This window comes from Klebsiella sp. BDA134-6 (assembly GCF_015601345.1).
GTDB classification, from domain to species: domain Bacteria; phylum Pseudomonadota; class Gammaproteobacteria; order Enterobacterales; family Enterobacteriaceae; genus Klebsiella; species Klebsiella grimontii.
Genome location: NZ_CP064784.1, coordinates 5781422 through 5798919, shown reverse-complemented (window position 1 = coordinate 5798919; position 17498 = coordinate 5781422). Strand labels below are relative to the sequence as shown.

The 17498-nt window shown below is 57.1% G+C and carries 16 protein-coding genes, 1 tRNA gene and 1 pseudogene; 12 read left to right on the top strand and 6 right to left on the bottom strand.

Features of this window, described 5'->3' with window-relative positions:
* Nucleotides 1-8: 8 nt before the first annotated feature.
* Nucleotides 9-869 carry a DMT family transporter gene (locus IYV58_RS26920; protein WP_142481836.1) on the top strand — a complete coding sequence of 287 codons (861 nt, stop codon included), beginning with the start codon at nt 9-11 and terminating at the stop codon, nt 867-869.
* Here IYV58_RS26920 and IYV58_RS26915 read toward each other — a convergent pair.
* On the bottom strand, nt 861-1415 hold the full coding sequence (locus tag IYV58_RS26915) for an NUDIX hydrolase (protein ID WP_112166073.1): 555 nt from the start codon (nt 1413-1415) through the stop codon (nt 861-863). The two genes, IYV58_RS26920 and IYV58_RS26915, sit on opposite strands and share 9 nt — an antisense overlap.
* A gap of 169 nt (nt 1416-1584) precedes the next feature.
* Between IYV58_RS26915 and IYV58_RS26910 the strand changes: the two genes are divergently transcribed.
* Complete coding sequence (locus IYV58_RS26910; RefSeq protein WP_049113161.1) at nt 1585-2364, top strand: MBL fold metallo-hydrolase; 780 nt, start codon at nt 1585-1587, stop codon at nt 2362-2364.
* A gap of 14 nt (nt 2365-2378) precedes the next feature.
* Nucleotides 2379-3332 carry a GlxA family transcriptional regulator gene (locus tag IYV58_RS26905; protein WP_004126752.1) on the top strand — a complete coding sequence of 318 codons (954 nt, stop codon included), beginning with the start codon at nt 2379-2381 and terminating at the stop codon, nt 3330-3332.
* On the opposite strand, the gene IYV58_RS26900 is transcribed toward IYV58_RS26905, so the two are convergent.
* From IYV58_RS26900 to IYV58_RS26885, 4 genes and pseudogenes are all read right to left on the bottom strand, one after another.
* Nucleotides 3329-4378: an NAD(P)-dependent alcohol dehydrogenase gene (locus tag IYV58_RS26900; protein ID WP_195729347.1), complete on the bottom strand. Its 1050-nt coding sequence runs from the start codon at nt 4376-4378 to the stop codon at nt 3329-3331. The genes IYV58_RS26905 and IYV58_RS26900 overlap by 4 nt on opposite strands.
* A 160-nt stretch (nt 4379-4538) precedes the next feature.
* Nucleotides 4539-4841, bottom strand: coding sequence for a putative quinol monooxygenase (locus IYV58_RS26895; protein WP_004126750.1), 303 nt, complete (start codon nt 4839-4841; stop codon nt 4539-4541).
* Nucleotide 4842: 1 nt separating this feature from the next.
* Nucleotides 4843-5850, bottom strand: a complete 1008-nt coding sequence (locus IYV58_RS26890) for a zinc-binding alcohol dehydrogenase family protein (protein WP_142469257.1) — start codon at nt 5848-5850, stop codon at nt 4843-4845.
* 112 nt (nt 5851-5962) lie between these two features.
* Nucleotides 5963-6049 (bottom strand): annotated as a pseudogene (locus IYV58_RS26885) (DUF3237 domain-containing protein); the annotation flags it as partial.
* A gap of 57 nt (nt 6050-6106) precedes the next feature.
* Between IYV58_RS26885 and IYV58_RS26880 the strand changes: the two are divergent.
* A complete protein-coding gene (locus IYV58_RS26880; RefSeq protein WP_123828639.1) occupies nt 6107-6712 on the top strand; it encodes a shikimate kinase in 606 nt (201 codons plus the stop codon).
* 406 nt (nt 6713-7118) lie between these two features.
* Here the strand turns inward: IYV58_RS26880 and IYV58_RS26875 are convergent.
* Nucleotides 7119-7213, bottom strand: a tRNA-Sec gene (locus IYV58_RS26875).
* Nucleotides 7214-7504: 291 nt separating this feature from the next.
* Between IYV58_RS26875 and IYV58_RS26870 the strand changes: the two genes are divergently transcribed.
* From IYV58_RS26870 to IYV58_RS26835, 8 genes are all read left to right on the top strand, one after another.
* Entirely contained in the window at nt 7505-8899 is a 1395-nt protein-coding gene (locus IYV58_RS26870) for a glycoside-pentoside-hexuronide family transporter (protein ID WP_004126747.1), read from the top strand.
* A gap of 13 nt (nt 8900-8912) precedes the next feature.
* Nucleotides 8913-11231 (top strand): alpha-xylosidase, encoded by a 2319-nt coding sequence (yicI, locus tag IYV58_RS26865; protein ID WP_049113155.1) that lies wholly within the window; start codon nt 8913-8915, stop codon nt 11229-11231.
* 917 nt (nt 11232-12148) lie between these two features.
* Nucleotides 12149-13720, top strand: a complete 1572-nt coding sequence (locus IYV58_RS26860; protein WP_049113015.1) for a BglG family transcription antiterminator — start codon at nt 12149-12151, stop codon at nt 13718-13720.
* A gap of 10 nt (nt 13721-13730) precedes the next feature.
* Nucleotides 13731-14201, top strand: a complete 471-nt coding sequence (locus IYV58_RS26855) for a PTS sugar transporter subunit IIA (protein ID WP_049113013.1) — start codon at nt 13731-13733, stop codon at nt 14199-14201.
* Nucleotides 14202-14222: 21 nt separating this feature from the next.
* Complete coding sequence (locus IYV58_RS26850) at nt 14223-14537, top strand: PTS fructose transporter subunit IIB (protein WP_004126741.1); 315 nt, start codon at nt 14223-14225, stop codon at nt 14535-14537.
* A gap of 23 nt (nt 14538-14560) precedes the next feature.
* Entirely contained in the window at nt 14561-15652 is a 1092-nt protein-coding gene (locus IYV58_RS26845) for a PTS fructose transporter subunit IIC (protein ID WP_004126739.1), read from the top strand.
* Nucleotides 15653-15663: 11 nt separating this feature from the next.
* On the top strand, nt 15664-16515 hold the full coding sequence (locus IYV58_RS26840) for a class II fructose-bisphosphate aldolase (protein WP_004126737.1): 852 nt from the start codon (nt 15664-15666) through the stop codon (nt 16513-16515).
* An 80-nt stretch (nt 16516-16595) separates the two neighbouring features.
* Entirely contained in the window at nt 16596-17456 is an 861-nt protein-coding gene (locus tag IYV58_RS26835; RefSeq protein ID WP_004126736.1) for a ketose-bisphosphate aldolase, read from the top strand.
* Nucleotides 17457-17498: the final 42 nt, after the last annotated feature.

The following is a 17498-nucleotide window of genomic DNA, read 5'->3' as shown; positions in this document are numbered from 1 at the left end:
ACGTGGCGATGATCCGGCAACGCCAGGCTGATTTGCTGCTCATAGCCGCGACGGTTATCGCCGCCTGCGGATGGATTTTTTCCCGGGAAGCGATTGCCGGCATGCCGGTTTTCGCTTTCCTCGGCCTGCGTTTTTTCTTCGCCGCGCTGCTGCTGCTACCTTTCTGCCGCGGCCTGCGCGTCGAGAGGCAGCAGTGGCCGCGCATGATTATCAGCGGCCTGTGGTTTGCGCTAAACCTGTGCCTGTGGATCTATTCGGTATCGACGACCCCGTCGCTGGGCGAAGGAGCGTTTATCATGAGCCTGTCGATGCTGTTCGTGCCGCTTACCGCATGGGTGATGATGAAGGCGCGGCCGGCGCGGGCCTACTGGGAGTGCCTGCCGATTGCCATTGTCGGCCTCGGATTGCTCAGTCTGCATATGCCGATTGCGTTTCACCCCAGCCAGGGCTGGTTTCTGCTGACCGCGCTGGTGCAGTCGATCTGGTTTTGCTACACCAGCAAAAGCGCCCGCGAGGTGCCGCTGATCCCGCTGACTACCGTGCAGCTAGGCATCACCGGGATTGTCGGGCTGGGGATTTCCGCCGCCGTTGAAAGCTGGACTCAGCCGTTTACCCTGCCGACCTTCGGCTGGCTGCTCGCCAGCATCGTTATCGCCACCAGCCTGCGCTTCGGCCTGCAAATGAAGGGGCAGAAGTACGCGGCGGTCGCCAGCGCGGCGATTATAATGGTGCTGGAACCGCTGCTGACGGTGATTGCCGCCGCGCTGTGGTACGGCGAACAGCTGCCGTTGCAGAAGATTATCGGCGGTGTGCTGATCCTCGTCGCCCAGCTGTGGTTTCGCTGGCGGATGCTGAAACCGTTACGCTAAACCGGTGCGCCGTTGCGCCATCAGATGCAGCAGCGGCACCAGCGATAGCCCGTCCGGCATCTCGCCGCGGGCGATCAGCTGGCCAATCTCTTCGAGGGTAAACCAGCCCGTTTCCATCACCTCATCCTGATCTTCATCCATCCCCACCCAGGTTAAATCACTGGCAAGCCAGGTGATAAACAGCTGGTCGCTGCTGCCATAGGATGGGTTATAGCGGATGATTTCGTCGGCGCGCTGCGCCTGCCAGCCGGTCTCTTCCCGCAGCTCGCGCAGGGCCGCCTCGCGCGGGTCTTCCTCTTCATCAACGCCGCCTGAAGGAACGGCCCACACCACCCGATCGATCAGGTAACGGTAGTGGCGAATCAGCAGCACTTTGTCATCCTGCATCGCCACAATCCCCACCGCCGGGCGAGGATAGTGAATGGAGTAAAAATCCCGCCGATCGCCGGGCGCCATATCAATTCCGACCTTGCGCATGCTGAACCATGGGGTGTCTGCCAGAACTTCAACATCGTGCATATCGGCGGAGGTGAGTTTCTTTTTCATCGTAGCTACTGTTCCTCAACGTTGAGCGTTCAGCACATCATAGCCGGGAGCCAATGGCAACCGTCGCAGATTGGCCCGATTTCATCGTTCATTGCCCAAACGCCCATATTGCGCCAGGCTTGTGGGACGTACGATGTTCGCCAGATAACCGCGAAGAGGAATGAACATCATGAAAATCACCCATGTGCGTAATGCTACCCAGCTTATTGAATATGCGGGTAAAAAGTTTCTGATTGACCCGATGCTTTCAGCCAGGGGCGCCTGGGCGGGTTTCGCCGGTACCGCGCGCAGCGAGTTGCGTAACCCACTAGTGGAATTACCTTTTTCCATTGAAGCGATCGTTGACGTGGATGCCGTTATCGTCACCCACACCCATGATGATCACTGGGACGAGGCGGCGATCGCCGCGATCCCCAAAACCCTGCCGGTTTACGTCCAGCATGACGCCGACGCTCAGCTGCTGGGCGGCCAGGGCTTTCGCGATATTCGTCTGCTCTCTGAGGGCAGCGCGTTTGCTGACGTTGCGCTGGTGAAAACCACCTCGGGCCAGCACGGCAGCGATCGCACCTATGCGGTGCCGGCAATGGCCGAGCGCCTGGGCGAAGCCTGCGGCGTGGTGCTGCGCCATCCGCAGGAGAAAACCCTGTGGCTGGTGGGGGACACCATCTGGCGCGATGAAGTGGAAGCCGACATGCTCAGGCTGCGCCCTGACGTAGTGGTGTTGAATGCCGGGTATGCGCACGTCATCGGTTTTGGGCCGATCATCATGGGCAAAGAGGATGTGCTGAAGGCGCACTTCACCCTACCGGAAGCCAAAATTGTCGCCAGCCATCTGGAGGCGGTGAACCACTGTCTGCTCAGCCGCGATGAGCTACGCCAGTACGTGGCTGACAATCAGATTGCCGAGGCGGTCAGCATCCCGCAGGATGGGGAAAGTATGGTCTTTTAAAAGCGGAGCGGGCGATGAAACTCACGGAAGTGGCGATTGTAGCGGTGGACGGGTTTAGCCCGTTCCACTACTCGGTGCCCTGTATGCTGTTTGGCGATACGGTCTCGGAAACCAAACGCTTTAACCTGCATATTTGCGCCGAACGGCCCGGGCTGCTGAGCGCCCGCGACGGCTTCGCGCTGAACGCCAGCGGCGATTTTTCTCTTCTGGAGCAGGCGGATATCGTGGTGGTGCCTTACTGGGGGGCGGTAAATCAGCGTCCTCCGCAGTCGCTGCTGGACGGTCTGGTTCGCGCGCGCAATAACGGCGCGCAGATCGTCGGCCTGTGCCTCGGGGCGTTTGTACTCGGCTACGCCGGGCTGCTGGACAACAGGCGCGCGGCGACCCACTGGGAGTTCGAACAGGATTTTCAGCGCCTGTTTCCGCAGGTGCGGCTGGATATCAACGCGCTGTACGTTGACGATGAAGGGGTAATCACCTCGGCGGGTACCGCGGCGGCGCTCGACTGCTGCCTGTATCTCATTCGCCAGCGTTTTGGCAGCCTTGTCGCCAATCAGATCGCCCGGCGAATGATCGTCCCACCGCACCGTGAGGGCGGCCAGGCGCAGTTTATCGCCCAGCCGGTACCGAAAAACACCCGCGACGCGCGGATTAACGGCCTGCTTGAGTATCTCCAGCAGCACATCCGCGAACCGCATAATCTTGACTCCCTGGCGCAGGTTGCAGCGATGAGCCGCCGGACCCTGACCCGCCATTTCGCCAAAGCGACCGGGATGGGTATCGCCGACTGGCTGGCCGCCGAGCGCCTGCGGCGCAGCCAGATCCTGCTGGAGGCGGGGGATTTACCGGTCGGACAGGTGGCGGAGGAAGTGGGCTATCGCTCCGCCGTAACCTGGCGCCAGCAGTTTAAAGCGCGCTTTGGCGTCAGCCCGGCGGAGTGGCGGCGCACCTTTCGCCGCGGGGCTTAATCGCCGAGCGTGGCGCTGTCGACGACGAAGCGGTATTTCACGTCGCCTTTAATCATCCGCTCCCAGGCCTCGTTAATCTGGTCGCCGCGAATCAGCTCTATATCGGCGACGATGCCGTGCTCGGCGCAGAAATCGAGCATCTCCTGGGTTTCCGGAATGCCGCCGATCATCGACCCGGCAATTGACCGGCGGCGGAAGATTAGATTAAACACTTCCGGCGAGGGATGCGGCGTGGCGGGGGCGCCCACCAGCGTCATGGTGCCGTCGCGCTTGAGCAGGGTGGTGAAGGCATCGAGGTTATGCGGCGCCGCCACGGTGTTGAGAATAAAGTCGAAGCTTTTCAGGTGGGCGGCCATTTCGTTTTCGTTGCGAGAGACCACCACTTCGTCCGCGCCCAGCTCGCGCGCCGCGTCACGCTTGGATTCCGAGGTGGTGAAGGCCACCACGTCGGCGCCCATGGCGTGGGCCAACTTGATGCCCATATGCCCCAGTCCGCCGATGCCAACGATGCCGACTTTCTTACCCGGCCCGACGTTCCAGTGGCGCAGCGGCGAGTACGTCGTGATGCCCGCGCACAGCAGCGGCGCGACGGCGGCCAACTGCTCTTTGGGATGGCGGACGCGCAGCACGTAGCGCTGATGAACGACGATCTGCTGGGAGTAACCGCCTAAAGTGTGGCCGGGCGCGTCCTGCGTCGGGCCGTTATAGGTGAGCACCATATGGTCGCAATAGTTTTCCAGCCCATCCCGGCACTCCTCGCACTCTTTACAGCTGTCGACCATACAGCCGACGCCCACCAGATCGCCCACGGCGTGACCGGAGACCCGACTGCCCACGGCGGTCACCCGGCCGACGATTTCATGGCCCGGTACGCAGGGATAGAGCGTTCCGGCCCATTCGGCGCGGGCCTGATGTACATCCGAGTGGCAGACGCCGCAATAATCAATGGCGATCTGCACATCGTCCGGCCCCGGTTCGCGGCGGGTGATGGCCATTGACCCCAGCGGCTGGCTGGCCGAGTTCGTTCCAATAGCGTTGATCTGCATAGTAAAACCTCTTCTACATAACGGCGTTGAATAAAACGGAGGGGGGAGAGCGTTTTTTTGAGCGGCAGGATCAAGCCTGGCCTGGTTGAGGCGGGTTGGGAGGGGGAGAGCTCAAAGGGTCAAAGATGGGCTCACCCCCGTAAACGGAGTGCAGAAAATATCAGGGCGCGACGGGCGTCAGGTAATCCAGCCGCAGCGGTTCGGCAAGCAGGTCATTCATCTGCGCGATAAAATTCTGGAAGTGCGGCAGGGCGACATGCGCTTCCAGCGCTTCCTGACTACGCCAGGATTCGCGCATATAGAACGTATCCGGCGCATCGCGCAACTGAAACAGGGCGTAATCGAGGTTGCCTGGCTCCTGACGCGTCGGCAGCAGCAGCGCCTGCAGGGCTTGCCGCAGCGCATCTTTCTGCCCCGGCTTTGCCTTCAGCACCGCGATAATCGAGATCGCTTCGTGGCTCATCTTAAAAGCCCTCCAGCACGATTTTGCCCACCGAACGCCCGGTTTCCAGCTGCGCGTGCGCTTTTTGCAGGTTGGCGGCGGTGATGGCGCCGTAGTGCTCGCCGAGGGTGGTCTTAATGGTGTTGTCGTCTATCAACGCCGCCACGCGGGTCAGCAGCTGATGCTGGGCGATCATATCCGGCGTTGCGAACATCGAGCGGGTAAACATAAATTCCCAGTGCAGGGAGATGCTTTTCGCCTTCAGCGGCACCACATCGAGGGTTTCCGGGTCGTCAATAAGCGCCAGCTTGCCCTGCGGTGCGAGAGCGGCGATCAGCTGCGGATAGTGCTGGTCGGTATTGGTCAGGCTGGCGACATGGGTCACTGCTTTAACGCCAATCCGCGCCAGCTCGTCGGCGAGCGGTTTGCTGTGATCGATAACATGATGCGCGCCCGCTTCTCGTACCCATTTCTGGCTTTCCGGACGCGAGGCGGTGCCAATGACCGTCATGCCGGTCAGCTTGCTGGCGAGCTGGGTCAGTATTGAACCGACGCCGCCTGCCGCGCCGACGATCAGCAGCGTTTCGCCCGCGTTGCCGCCTTCCTTTACGCCAAGGCGGTGGAACAGCAGCTCCCAGGCGGTTATGGCGGTGAGCGGTAGCGCGGCGGCGGAGGCGTTGTCCAGCGAACGGGGTTTGCGGGCGACGATGCGCTCATCCACTAACTGAAATTCGCTGTTGCTGCCCGGACGGCCCAGCGCGCCGGCGTACCATACTTCATCTCCCGCGGCGAACAGCGTCACCGCGCTGCCGACGGCTTTCACCACGCCGACCGCGTCCCAGCCCAGCACGCGCGGGGTATCGGCGTTAAACCCGGCGCGGACTTTGGTATCCACCGGGTTGACGGAAATGGCCTTCACTTCAACCAGCAGGTCATGCCCCTCGGCAACCGGCTGCGGCAGCTCAATGTCGGTTAAAAAAGGAATATTGCTGCCTTCGGTCGCTGCGCGAGTAATGGCGATCGCTTTCATACACTCTCCGGTTTTGAATAAGGTTCATCGTTTGACTGTACTGAGGATAGACCGCGGCAGGCGGGGGAAAAATGGCCCGACGGCGATAACAGTTATATTGAAAAAGTGAAAATCAGCGGACGCGATAAAAATCGAGCATCACGCCGTGCTGCGTGCGGCCACCGGAACAGATAAACAGCGAGGTGGTTATCCAGCACAGTGTTCTTTGCCATATTCTGATGAAATGACATTTTTACAAGGATGCGGGAAATCAAAGATGAATACGCTGTTTCTGATTGGCCCTGGCGGGGTGGGGAAAAGCACGGTTGGAGCGCTGCTGGCGCAGGCGATGAGCTACCGGCTTATCGATCTCGATAGCGAATTTTGCGAGCAGATTTTAAATATTCGCCAATATATTCAGCGCGATGGATACGAGCGCTATGTGCGTGAGAACGCCGCGCTATGCTCTCGCCTGCTGGCGGAGAATCCGCATGAAAAACGAGTGGTGGTGCTCTCCTCGGGATTTCTTGCCACCGATGTCTGCCCGGAGATCGTTGCCAGCAACCGACTGCTTGTGCGGCAGGTCGGGTATTCCATACTGCTACTGCCGTCAGAGGATATTGATATCGCAACGCGCATCGTGGTCGCGCGCCAGCTGATGCGCGGCTTTGGTCTGGTCAGAGAAAAAGAAGAGATGAAGTTCCGCCAGCGCTTTAGGGAGTATTGTACGTTAGACGATTGCCGGGTGGTTTCGTCTGAGGAGCCGGAGAGGGTGGCGGAACGGGTGCGGGAGAAGGTGGCTGCGGAACAGCGGAAACAAAAAAGCCTGGAGGCGATGCGTGAGCTGAGTGAACTATCACAGAAGCTGGGGCTGTATAACTAAACGCCATGCAGCGCAGCCCTGTGGGAATTACACAGGCCCAAAGATAATCCCGGATCGCGTAGGCCGGGCAAGGCGCCGTCCGGCAGAAAGGCGCGAAAAACACATAAAAAGTGAAATATATCAGTCACTTAATTTATAGCGCAATTTAGACGTTACTTAATGCTCTGCCTACACTTTGGGAGGATTGATGAAGTTGCAGTAATACGGCCTGATGTCAGGGATGCAAAATCTGCATAGAAAACAAAATCAACTCGTTGAAGGAATAGCTGGATACCGTGGCAGCGGAAGAAGGGGGGAATTTTACGAGCTGGTTTAAAGAACTGGCGAGAAGCGCGCTAAAAGCGAAAGGTATTGAACCGAAAGGCTGATTTTCTGGATAAGTTCACATGGATAAAAATGATTGAACTGGCGGAAGATCACAGGAGTTGAACCTGCCCGGGACCGCTGGCGGCCCCAACTGGATTTGAAGTCCAGCCACCTCACCGGAGATGACGATCTTCCGCGCCTCGATTGCTACATGGAGGCGGGGCGCATTATAGCTACTTTCCTGCATTAACCACATACCCAAACGCACTTTTTTACTGTTAAAACTGGACTTTACAGAACCTTCTTAAACAATTCCTTGCAAAATCCGTGGCTTACACTTTTAAACACTCTTTCAGGCTACCGGGATCACATAAAACAAGAAACGTAATTTGAATATGAGATATCGCAATTCATCTTACTGCGCGGATGGTTTACAAAGCATGTAACCGGTACCAACCCGCGGCAGCGCTGAGAGAAGAGTGTGCGATGAAAGATCATATTTTGTCCGTCAAAGAGAAGATTGGCTACGGCATGGGCGATGCCGCAAGCCACATCATTTTTGATAACGTCATGTTGTATATGATGTTTTTCTATACCGATATTTTTGGTATTCCTGCCGGCTATGTCGGCACCATGTTCCTGCTGGCCCGCGCGCTGGATGCGATATCCGACCCCTGCATGGGGCTGCTGGCCGACCGTACCCGCAGTCGCTGGGGGAAATTCCGCCCGTGGATCCTGTTCGGCGCGATTCCGTTCGGCCTCGTCTGCGTACTGGCCTACAGCTCGCCGGACCTGAGTCATAACGGCAAGCTGATTTACGCCGCGGTCACCTACACGCTGCTGACCCTGCTCTACACCGTTGTTAACATCCCGTACTGCGCGCTGGGCGGGGTTATCACCGACAACCCAACGCAGCGCATCTCCCTGCAGTCCTGGCGCTTTGTGCTGGCGACGGCGGGCGGCATGCTCTCCACCGTGCTGATGATGCCGCTGGTGAACTTTATCGGTGGCGAAGACAAAGCCTTTGGTTTCCAGGGCGGCATCGCGGTGCTCTCGGCGATCGCGTTCCTGATGCTGGCGTTTTGCTTCTTCACCACCAAAGAGCGCGTCGAAGCGCCGCCGAGCTCAACCTCAATGCGGGAAGACCTGCGCGATATCTGGCGCAACGATCAGTGGCGTGTCGTTGGTCTGCTGACCATCCTCAACATCCTCGCGGTCTGCGTTCGCGGCGGCGCGATGATGTACTACACCACCTGGATCATGGGGTCCGCGGGTCTCTTCACCGCCTTCCTCACCACCTACTGCGTCGGCAACCTGATTGGCTCGGCGCTGGCGAAGCCGCTCACCGACTGGAAATGCAAAGTCAGCGTCTTCTGGTGGACCAATGCTCTGCTTGCGGCGCTGAGCGTGGCGATGTTCTTCGTGCCGATGGATGCCGAAATCACCATGTTCGCCTTTATCTTCGTGATTGGCGTGCTGCACCAGCTGGTGACGCCGATTCAATGGGTGATGATGTCCGACACCGTCGACTACGGCGAATGGTGTAACGGCAAACGCCTGACCGGCATCAGCTTTGCGGGCACCCTGTTCGTGCTCAAGCTGGGCCTGGCGCTGGGCGGCGCGCTGATTGGCTGGATGCTGGCAGGCGGCGGTTACGATGCTGCGGCCAAAACCCAGAACAGCGCCACTATCACCATCATTATCTCATTATTTACCCTCGCTCCGGCGGTCTGCTATCTGCTGAGCGCGGTCATTGCTAAACGCTACTACACCCTGAAAACGCCGTTCCTGAAAAAGATGATGACGGAGCTGGCTCAGGGGGCACGGCGCAACGAACACGACTTCACTTCAGCGCCGATCGGCAAAGAATGGCAAAACTAAAAGGAAGATATTGATGAAAATCAGTGATGGAAACTGGCTTGTCCAACCCGGACTCAATCTGATCCAACCCGTACAAGTATACGAGGTTGAGCAACAGGGTAACGACATGGTGGTCTATGTCGCGTCGCGCGAAGTGCGCGAGCGCGCCGCCCAACTGGACGTTCCGCTCTTTACCGTGCGCTTCTTCTCTCCGCAGGAAGGGGTGATCGGCGTACGCATGGAGCACTTTCAGGGCGCGCTGAACAACGGCCCGCATTATCCGCTGAACGTTGTAAAAGATGTGAAGGTGGAGATTCACAACGGCGCTGAATTTGCCGAGCTGAAGAGCGGCAATTTGACCGCACGCGTCACGAAAGGCGACTTCTGGTCGTTGGATTTCCTGCGCGACGGCGTGCGGATTACCGGTAGCCAGCTGAAAAACGACGGCTACGTGCAGGATACGAAAACCAACCGCAACTATATGTTCGAGCGCCTGGATCTCGGCGTCGGCGACACCGTTTACGGCCTCGGCGAGCGCTTTACCGCGCTGGTGCGCAACGGTCAGACAGTCGACACCTGGAACGAAGACGGCGGCACCAGCACCGAACAGTCGTACAAAAATATCCCGTTCTATCTGACTAACCGCGGCTACGGCGTGCTGGTTAATCATCCGGAGCGCGTCTCTTTCGAAATCGGCTCCGAGAAAGTCTCTAAGGTGCAGTTCAGCGTCGAAGGTGAATACCTGGAGTACTTCGTGATCGACGGCCCGACCCCGAAAGAGGTGCTGAACCGCTATACCCGGTTTACCGGGCGTCCGGCGCTGCCGCCGGCCTGGTCTTTCGGCCTGTGGCTGACCACCTCATTCACGACCAACTACGATGAAGCGACGGTTAACCGCTTTATCGACGGCATGGCGGAGCGCAACCTGCCGCTGCACGTGTTCCACTTTGACTGCTTCTGGATGAAGGCTTTCCAGTGGTGCGATTTTGAATGGGATCCGGTGACCTTCCCGGACCCGGAAGGCATGATTAAGCGCCTGAAAGAGAAAGGGCTGAAGGTCTGCGTGTGGATTAACCCCTATATCGGCCAGCGTTCGCCGGTGTTTAAAGAGCTGCAGGAGAAAGGCTATCTGCTGAAACGTCCGGACGGTTCGCTGTGGCAGTGGGATAAATGGCAGCCGGGGCTGGCGATTTATGATTTCACTAATCCGCAAGCTTGCCAGTGGTATGCTGACAAGCTGAAAGGCCTGGTGGCGATGGGCGTTGACTGCTTCAAGACCGACTTCGGCGAGCGTATCCCGACCGACGTGCAGTGGTTTGATGGTTCCGATCCGCAAAAAATGCACAACCACTACGCCTTCATCTATAACGAGCTGGTGTGGAACGTGCTGAAAGAGACCGTCGGCGAGAAAGAAGCGGTGCTGTTCGCGCGTTCCGCCTCGGTGGGCGCACAGCAGTTCCCGGTGCACTGGGGCGGCGACTGCTACGCCAACTATGAATCGATGGCGGAAAGCCTGCGCGGCGGCCTGTCGATCGGCATGTCCGGCTTTGGGTTCTGGAGCCACGATATCGGCGGCTTCGAAAACACCGCGCCCGCCCACGTCTACAAGCGCTGGTGCGCCTTCGGCCTGCTGTCGAGCCACAGCCGGCTGCACGGCAGCAAATCCTATCGCGTGCCGTGGGCCTACGATGACGAGTCCTGCGACGTGGTGCGCCACTTCACGCAGCTGAAATGCCGCATGATGCCGTATCTGTACCGGCAGGCGGCGCTGGCCAATGAGTTCGGTACGCCGATGCTGCGTTCGATGATGCTGGAGTTCCCGCACGACCCGGCCTGCGACTATCTGGATCGGCAGTACATGCTGGGGGATTCCGTGCTGGTGGCGCCGGTGTTTAGCGAAGCGGGAGACGTGCAGTTCTGGCTGCCGGAAGGCCGCTGGACTCATCTGTGGCGTAATGATGAAGCACAGGGTAGCCGCTGGCATAAGCAGAATCACGATGTGCTGAGCCTGCCGGTGTACGTGCGTGATAACACTCTGCTGGCATTGGGTAACAATGACCAGAAGCCAGACTACGCGTGGAACGAAGGTACCGCCTTCCAACTGTTTAGCCTCGACGATGGTCGCGAAGCCGTCTGCCAGGTGCCAGCCGCGGACGGGTCGGTGGTCTTTACCCTGACGGCAAAACGCCAGGGCAATGTCATCACCGTCAGCGGTGACGGCGAGGCCGGCGGCTGGACGCTATGCCTGCGCAATATCCAGCACGTTGCCGGCGTGCAGGGCGGCGCGCAGGCGGGTAGCGAGCTGGGCGTGGTGGTGACCGCGCAGGACAATGCGTTGACGATTACGCTGTAAGCGCTTTGTAGCCGGACAGGCGCATCAGGCGCCGCCTCCGGGGTTAGAGGCGCAATGCAGCCTCCGCTTTTCCCCGGCTCGCGCTACGCTTAGCCGGGCTACAGGCTCCCCATCGTCTGCGGGCCAGTAGCCCGGACAAGGCGCGTCAAGCGCCGCCTCCGGGGAAACAACGCGCAATGTAACCTCCGCTTTTCCCCGGCTCGCGCAGCGCTTAGCGGGTTTACAGGCTCCCCATCGTCTGCGGGCCAGTAGCCCGGACAAGGCGCGTCAAGCGCCGCCTCCGGGGAAACAACGCGCAATCTAACCTCCGCTTTTCCCCGGCTCGCGCAGCGCTTAGCGGGTTTACAGGCTCCCCATCGTCTGCACGCCGGTAGCCCGGACAAGGCGCGTCAAGCGCCGCCTCCGGGGAAACAACGCGCAATGCAGCCTCCACTTTTCCCCGGCTCGCGCTACGCTTAGCCGGGCTACAGGCCCCCCATCGTCTGCGGGCCAGTAGCCCGGACAAGGCGCGTCAAGCGCCGCCTCCGGGGAAACAACGCGCAATGTAACCTCCGCTTTTCCCCGGCTCGCGCAGCGCTTAGCGGGTTTACAGGCTCCCCATCGTCTGCACGCCGGTAGCCCGGACAAGGCGCGTCAAGCACCGGCTCCGGGAATGCTGTCAGGCTAAAGGCGGTCCGGATATATTCTTATGATGAATTGAGATCGCTATCACGTATATTTCTTCCTGAAATGTGATCTGAATTATAATTATTCCCTAATCCCTTTCTTCGTTTTATTTCTGTCCGGATGTCTGGACAAAATTTAGTATTGTTGTTTACGCCTCAGCTACTTATATTTATCCTCAATGATTTATGTAGCGCTCGCGTGGTATCGCGCTGGCCTCCAGGCATTAATCTGGTATGCAAAAAGGGTAAATAATGCAAATGATTACCTCACGACAGAACAGATTATTGAAATTTCTCCTGCCCCGCAGAGAATACGTTACGCTGATGAAAATTGCTGAATATTTAAATGTTTCAGAAAAAACGGTTCAGCGTGATTTACGCTTTTTAGAACAGTGGTTATCTGAGTGGAAAATGACTATCGATAAACGCTCAGGTACCGGCGTGATGCTGATCGCTGATAATGTCGCGGACCTGCTGCAATTAGACCAATTACTCGGTAACGAGGGGGAGGACAGCGATGTCATGATGAATAACTCCCGGCGCGTGAAAATTGCTTCGCAGCTGTTAAGTGAGACGCCGCGGGAGACATCAATAAATAAGCTCTCTGAGCGTTATTTTATCAGTAGCGCTTCTATCGTTAATGACCTGAAAATTATTGAATCATGGATTGCTCCGCTCGGCTTAGCGCTGATTCGTAGCCAGAGCGGGACGCATATTGAAGGCAGCGAAAACAGCGTCCGCCAGGCGATGGCGTCATTAATTAATGGGGTGATTAATCATAATGAGCCCGGTTGTATTATCCATTCCCGACTGGACTCAGGAAGCTATAAAGCGCTGGTGCATTATTTTGGTGAGGATGACGTTTTATTTGTTCAGTCATTATTACAGGAAATGGAGCGCAAGCTGTGCTGGTCATTAGGCGAACCGTATTATGTGAATATTTTTACCCATATCCTGATTATGATGTATCGCATTACCCGTGGGAATGCCTTACCGCGGCGTGAACAGGGGCAGCAGATTTTTGATGAGACGATATTTAGCGTTGCCCAGAATATGCTGCGAAAAATTGAACACCGTATTGATCATTCGCTGCCGGAAGATGAAGTCTGGTTTATTTATCAGTACATCATCTCATCTGGCGTTGTGGTGGAAGAGCGTGATGACGTCAGTATGGCGCGCTATATGCATTCTAGCGATGAGGCCCGACAAATTACCGATCGCCTGATTAGCGCTTTTTCCACCATGATTGATCTCGATTTAACCGCCGATCGCGCGTTATACGATGGTCTGCTCATTCATATTAAGCCGCTCATTAATCGCCTAAATTTTCGGATTTATATTCGTAACCCTCTGCTGGAGGATATCAAGGGCGAGCTGACGGACGTGTGGCCGCTCACCCAACGGGCGGTCAATCAGGTTTTTAGCTGCTGGGGCGAGCATGCGGTTTCCGACGACGAGATTGGCTATCTCACCGTTCATTTCCAGGCGGCGATGGAAAGACAGGTCGCCAGCAAGCGCGTTCTGCTGGTTTGTTCTACCGGAATCGGCACATCTCACCTGTTGAAAAGTAGAGTGTTGAGAGCGTTTCCAGACTGGACCATCGTCGGCGTAGTTTCGGCAAGCAGTCTGCATACCCTTCAACCGCAGGACAAGATTGAACTGGTTATTTCGACGATTAATCTGCCGGAAATAGCTTTGCCGGTAGTCTATGTTAGCGCTTTTTTTAATGATGCCGATATCCGACGGGTTACGGAAAAAATCGTTACCGACAAATTACATCGTGCGGCAATATCTGCTGTAGATAATGAAGTTTTATATCCATGAGGTAAAGAATATGGACATAACCAAGATTTTAAACACCAAACGCGTTTTGTTAGATATGCACGCTACGAATAAAGCGGAAGCCATCGAGGAGTTAACCGACTTATTACAAAAAGATGGGGCGATAAGCTGTCGTGAAACCTTTATTCAGGATGTCTGGCAGCGTGAGTCGGAAGGCTCAACGGGGTTTGAAAATCATATTGCGATCCCGCATGGAAAGTCTTCCGCCGTTGTTAATACTACCCTTGCCATTGGCCGCACCCGGCAGGATATCGCCTGGGAAACGCTGGACGGCAGCCAGGTACGCTGCATTATTTTATTTGCCGTTCGTCTGGAAGATCAAAATACCACCCATATTCGCCTGTTGTCCCAGGTCGCTGGAGCGCTGGCGGATGATGACATTATTGAACAACTGCTCAAAGAAACCAGTCCGCAGAGGATTATTGATCTGTTTAACCAATATGCCGAGTCGGACATTTACTAACAATAACTAGCGGAGTCCGAGATGAATATTGTCTGTGTTGCTGCCTGTACCGCAGGTATTGCTCATACTTATATTGCACGTGAGAAGCTGATTAAAGGCGCGAAAGCGCTGGGCCATAATGTCAAAGTCGAAACTCAGGGAACCATTGGAACTGAAAATGAACTGGCGGCGGAAGATATTGACGCTGCGGATGTCGTTATTCTTGCCATTGATGTGAAAATCAAAGGCGAAGAGCGTTTTAAAAATAAACGGATTGTCAGAGTAAAAACGGAAGTCGTGATTAAGTCGCCGATTCAGTTTATCGAAAAGGTCGAAAAATCCTTAGCGAATGCCTGATCCTTAATCTGGAGGGATCTACCATGAGTGAGAATAAAACTCCCGTCTCACAGGAAATTAAGAAGCATCTATTAACCGGTATTTCATGGATGATACCGCTGATCGTCGCCGCCGGGATCTGTATCGCGCTGGGACAAGTCCTTGGCGGGACGAACGTAGGCGAGAAAACCGGCACCATTCCGTGGATGTTAAACCAAATCGGCGGCTGGGGAATGGGGCTGATTGTGCCCTTGATCTGCGCCGCTATCGCTTACTCCATTGCCGATCGTCCTGGATTTGCTCCGGGTTTGATCGTGGGCTTTGTCTGCGGGCAAATTCATACCGGTTTTATTGGCGGCATGCTGGGCGGCTTCCTCGTGGGCTACACGGTACTGGCGCTGAAGCACTATATCCGGCTGCCGAAGTCGATGCAGGGGCTGATGCCGATTATGGTGCTGCCGGTATTAAGTACCATCATTAGCGGTTTGCTGATGATGACCCTGATCGGCAAGCCCATTGCCTGGCTGCAAGAAGCGCTGATTCACCTGCTGGAGTCGATGCAGGGCGGCTCGCGTTTCCTGCTGGGCGCCATCCTTGGCGCCATGGCGACCTTCGACTTTGGCGGCCCGGTGAATAAAACCATGTCGCTGTTTGCCGATGGTCTGCTGGTCAGCGGCGTTTATGGCCCGGAAGCGGTGAAGTTTGTGGGTTCGATCATCCCGCCGTTCGGCATCACCCTCTCGTTCCTGCTGACCCGCCATAAATATACCCGTGCCGAACGCGAAGCTCTGAAGGCCGCGTTCCCGATGGGGATCTGCATGATCACCGAAGGGGTGATCCCCATCGCCGCCCGCGATCTGCTGCGCGTCGTGGGATCCTGCGTGGTGGCGTCAGCGGTGGCCGGTGGCCTGATCATGACCTGGGGCGTGGAGAGTCCGGTGCCGCACGGTGGGATGTTCGTGGTGCCGCTCTTTACGCATCCCCTGCTGTTCTGCCTCTCTCTGGCGATTGGCACCGTGATTTGCGGTGTGATGCTCTCGCTGTGGAAAAAGCCGGTTACCGAGCGTGATGAAGAGTTTGATGAGCTGAACGACCAAAAGGTCAAAGACGACGAAATCACCTTTACCCTCGAATAAACGGAGGCCCTATGTTTGCCGATATGAAAAGTATGGTGATCAAAGCCTGGCGTGAACGGTATGCCCTGCTGGCGATTAACTGCATGAACCTGGAAAGCGCACGCGCGGCGGTGCGCGTGGCGGAAAAACATCGCGCGCCGATTATTCTCAACCTGTATCAGGGGCATCTGTCGCACTTTCCGGCGACCACGGCGGCGGCGGTAGTCAGGGTACTGGCGGAGGAGGCGAGCGTACCCGTGACGTTAAGTCTCGATCACGGCAAAGACCCGATAAAAATACGTCAGGCTTTCCGCGCCGGATTTAGCGGGTTAATGATCGATGCTTCGGCGTTCGCGCTGGCGGAGAACATCCGCCAGACCCGAGAGGTCGTTGAACTGGCCGCCAGCGTCGGGCTGTGCGTGGAGGGCGAACTGGGGCACCTGGCGGATGCGCCGCGCTACGACCAGGCCAGCAATGCCGATTTAATGACTCAGCCGGAGGACGTCCCTCCCTTTATCGAACAGACCGGGATTGACCTGCTGGCGGTCTCCGTGGGAACCGCCCACGGTATGTACGCTCCCGGTGTAAAACCAATGCTCGATTTCGACCGCCTGGCGCAGATACAGCGCGCGTCATCCGTGCCACTGGCGCTGCACGGCGGGAGCGGTACGCCGTTCGAGCAGCTGCAACGTTGCCCGGAGTTCGGGGTCGCAAAAATCAACGTTGGGGCGGCGGTATTTGAAGCGGGGAAAGCGGCGCTGCTGCACACCCTGTGCCACGACAGCACCATTGAGCTGGCCGATGCGCTATCGGTGATGGAGCAGGCCAGCGCTGACGCCATCGTTCCCTATTTACGCGCATCCGGCTCAATCAACAAAGCCTGATTAAATCTCAGTAAGGCCTTCCATGCCGGCGCCCGTATGCCCTGGCAGGGCTTACCACACCCTGAAACTGGAGAATAACGATGTTAGTTTCAATGCACGAATTACTTAAACCCACCCGTGAACATGGTTTTGCTATCGGCGCATTTAACGTGGCGGATAGCTGTTTTATTCGCGCCGTGGTGGAAGAGGCGGAAGCGACAAATACGCCGGCGATTATTTCCATTCACCCCAGCGAGCACGATTTTGTTGGCGACGCGTTTTTTAGCTACGTGCGGGATATCACCCAGCGCAGCCGCGTGCCTTTCACCCTGCATCTGGATCATGGTGCATCGGTGGAACATGTTCTGCGCGCCATTCAGTGTGGCTTCACCTCGGTCATGATCGATGGTTCGTTACTGCCTTATGAAGAAAACGTCGCCCTGACCCACGAAGTGGTGCAGCTGGCGCACGCGGTGGGCGTGTCGGTGGAAGGTGAGCTGGGAACCATCGGCCAGACCGGGACTTCCGTGGAAGGCGGCGTGTCAGAAGTCACCTATACCGACCCGGCACAGGCGGAAGATTTCGTCGCCCGTACCGGCGTAGATACGCTGGCGGTAGCGATTGGCACCGCACACGGTATCTATCCGAAGGGGATGCAGCCGGAGCTGCAGATGCACATTCTGCGCGATATCGCCGGGCGTCTGTCGATTCCGCTGGTGCTGCACGGCGGCTCGGCTAATCCGGATGCGGAAATTGCGGAATCCGTTACGCTTGGCGTTGGCAAAATCAATATTTCCAGCGATATGAAATATGCCTATTTCCAGAAAGTGCGCGAAATTCTGACAAAAGAGACATGGTGGGATCCGAATGTCATTTATCCGGAACCGATTGACGCCGCGCGGAAGGTGATTCGCCACAAAATGAAGCTCTTTGGCTCCACCGGCAAGGCCAGCCTGTACTAATCCCCCGGCGGGGCGGGGAAACCTGCCTCGCTATCAATAAGG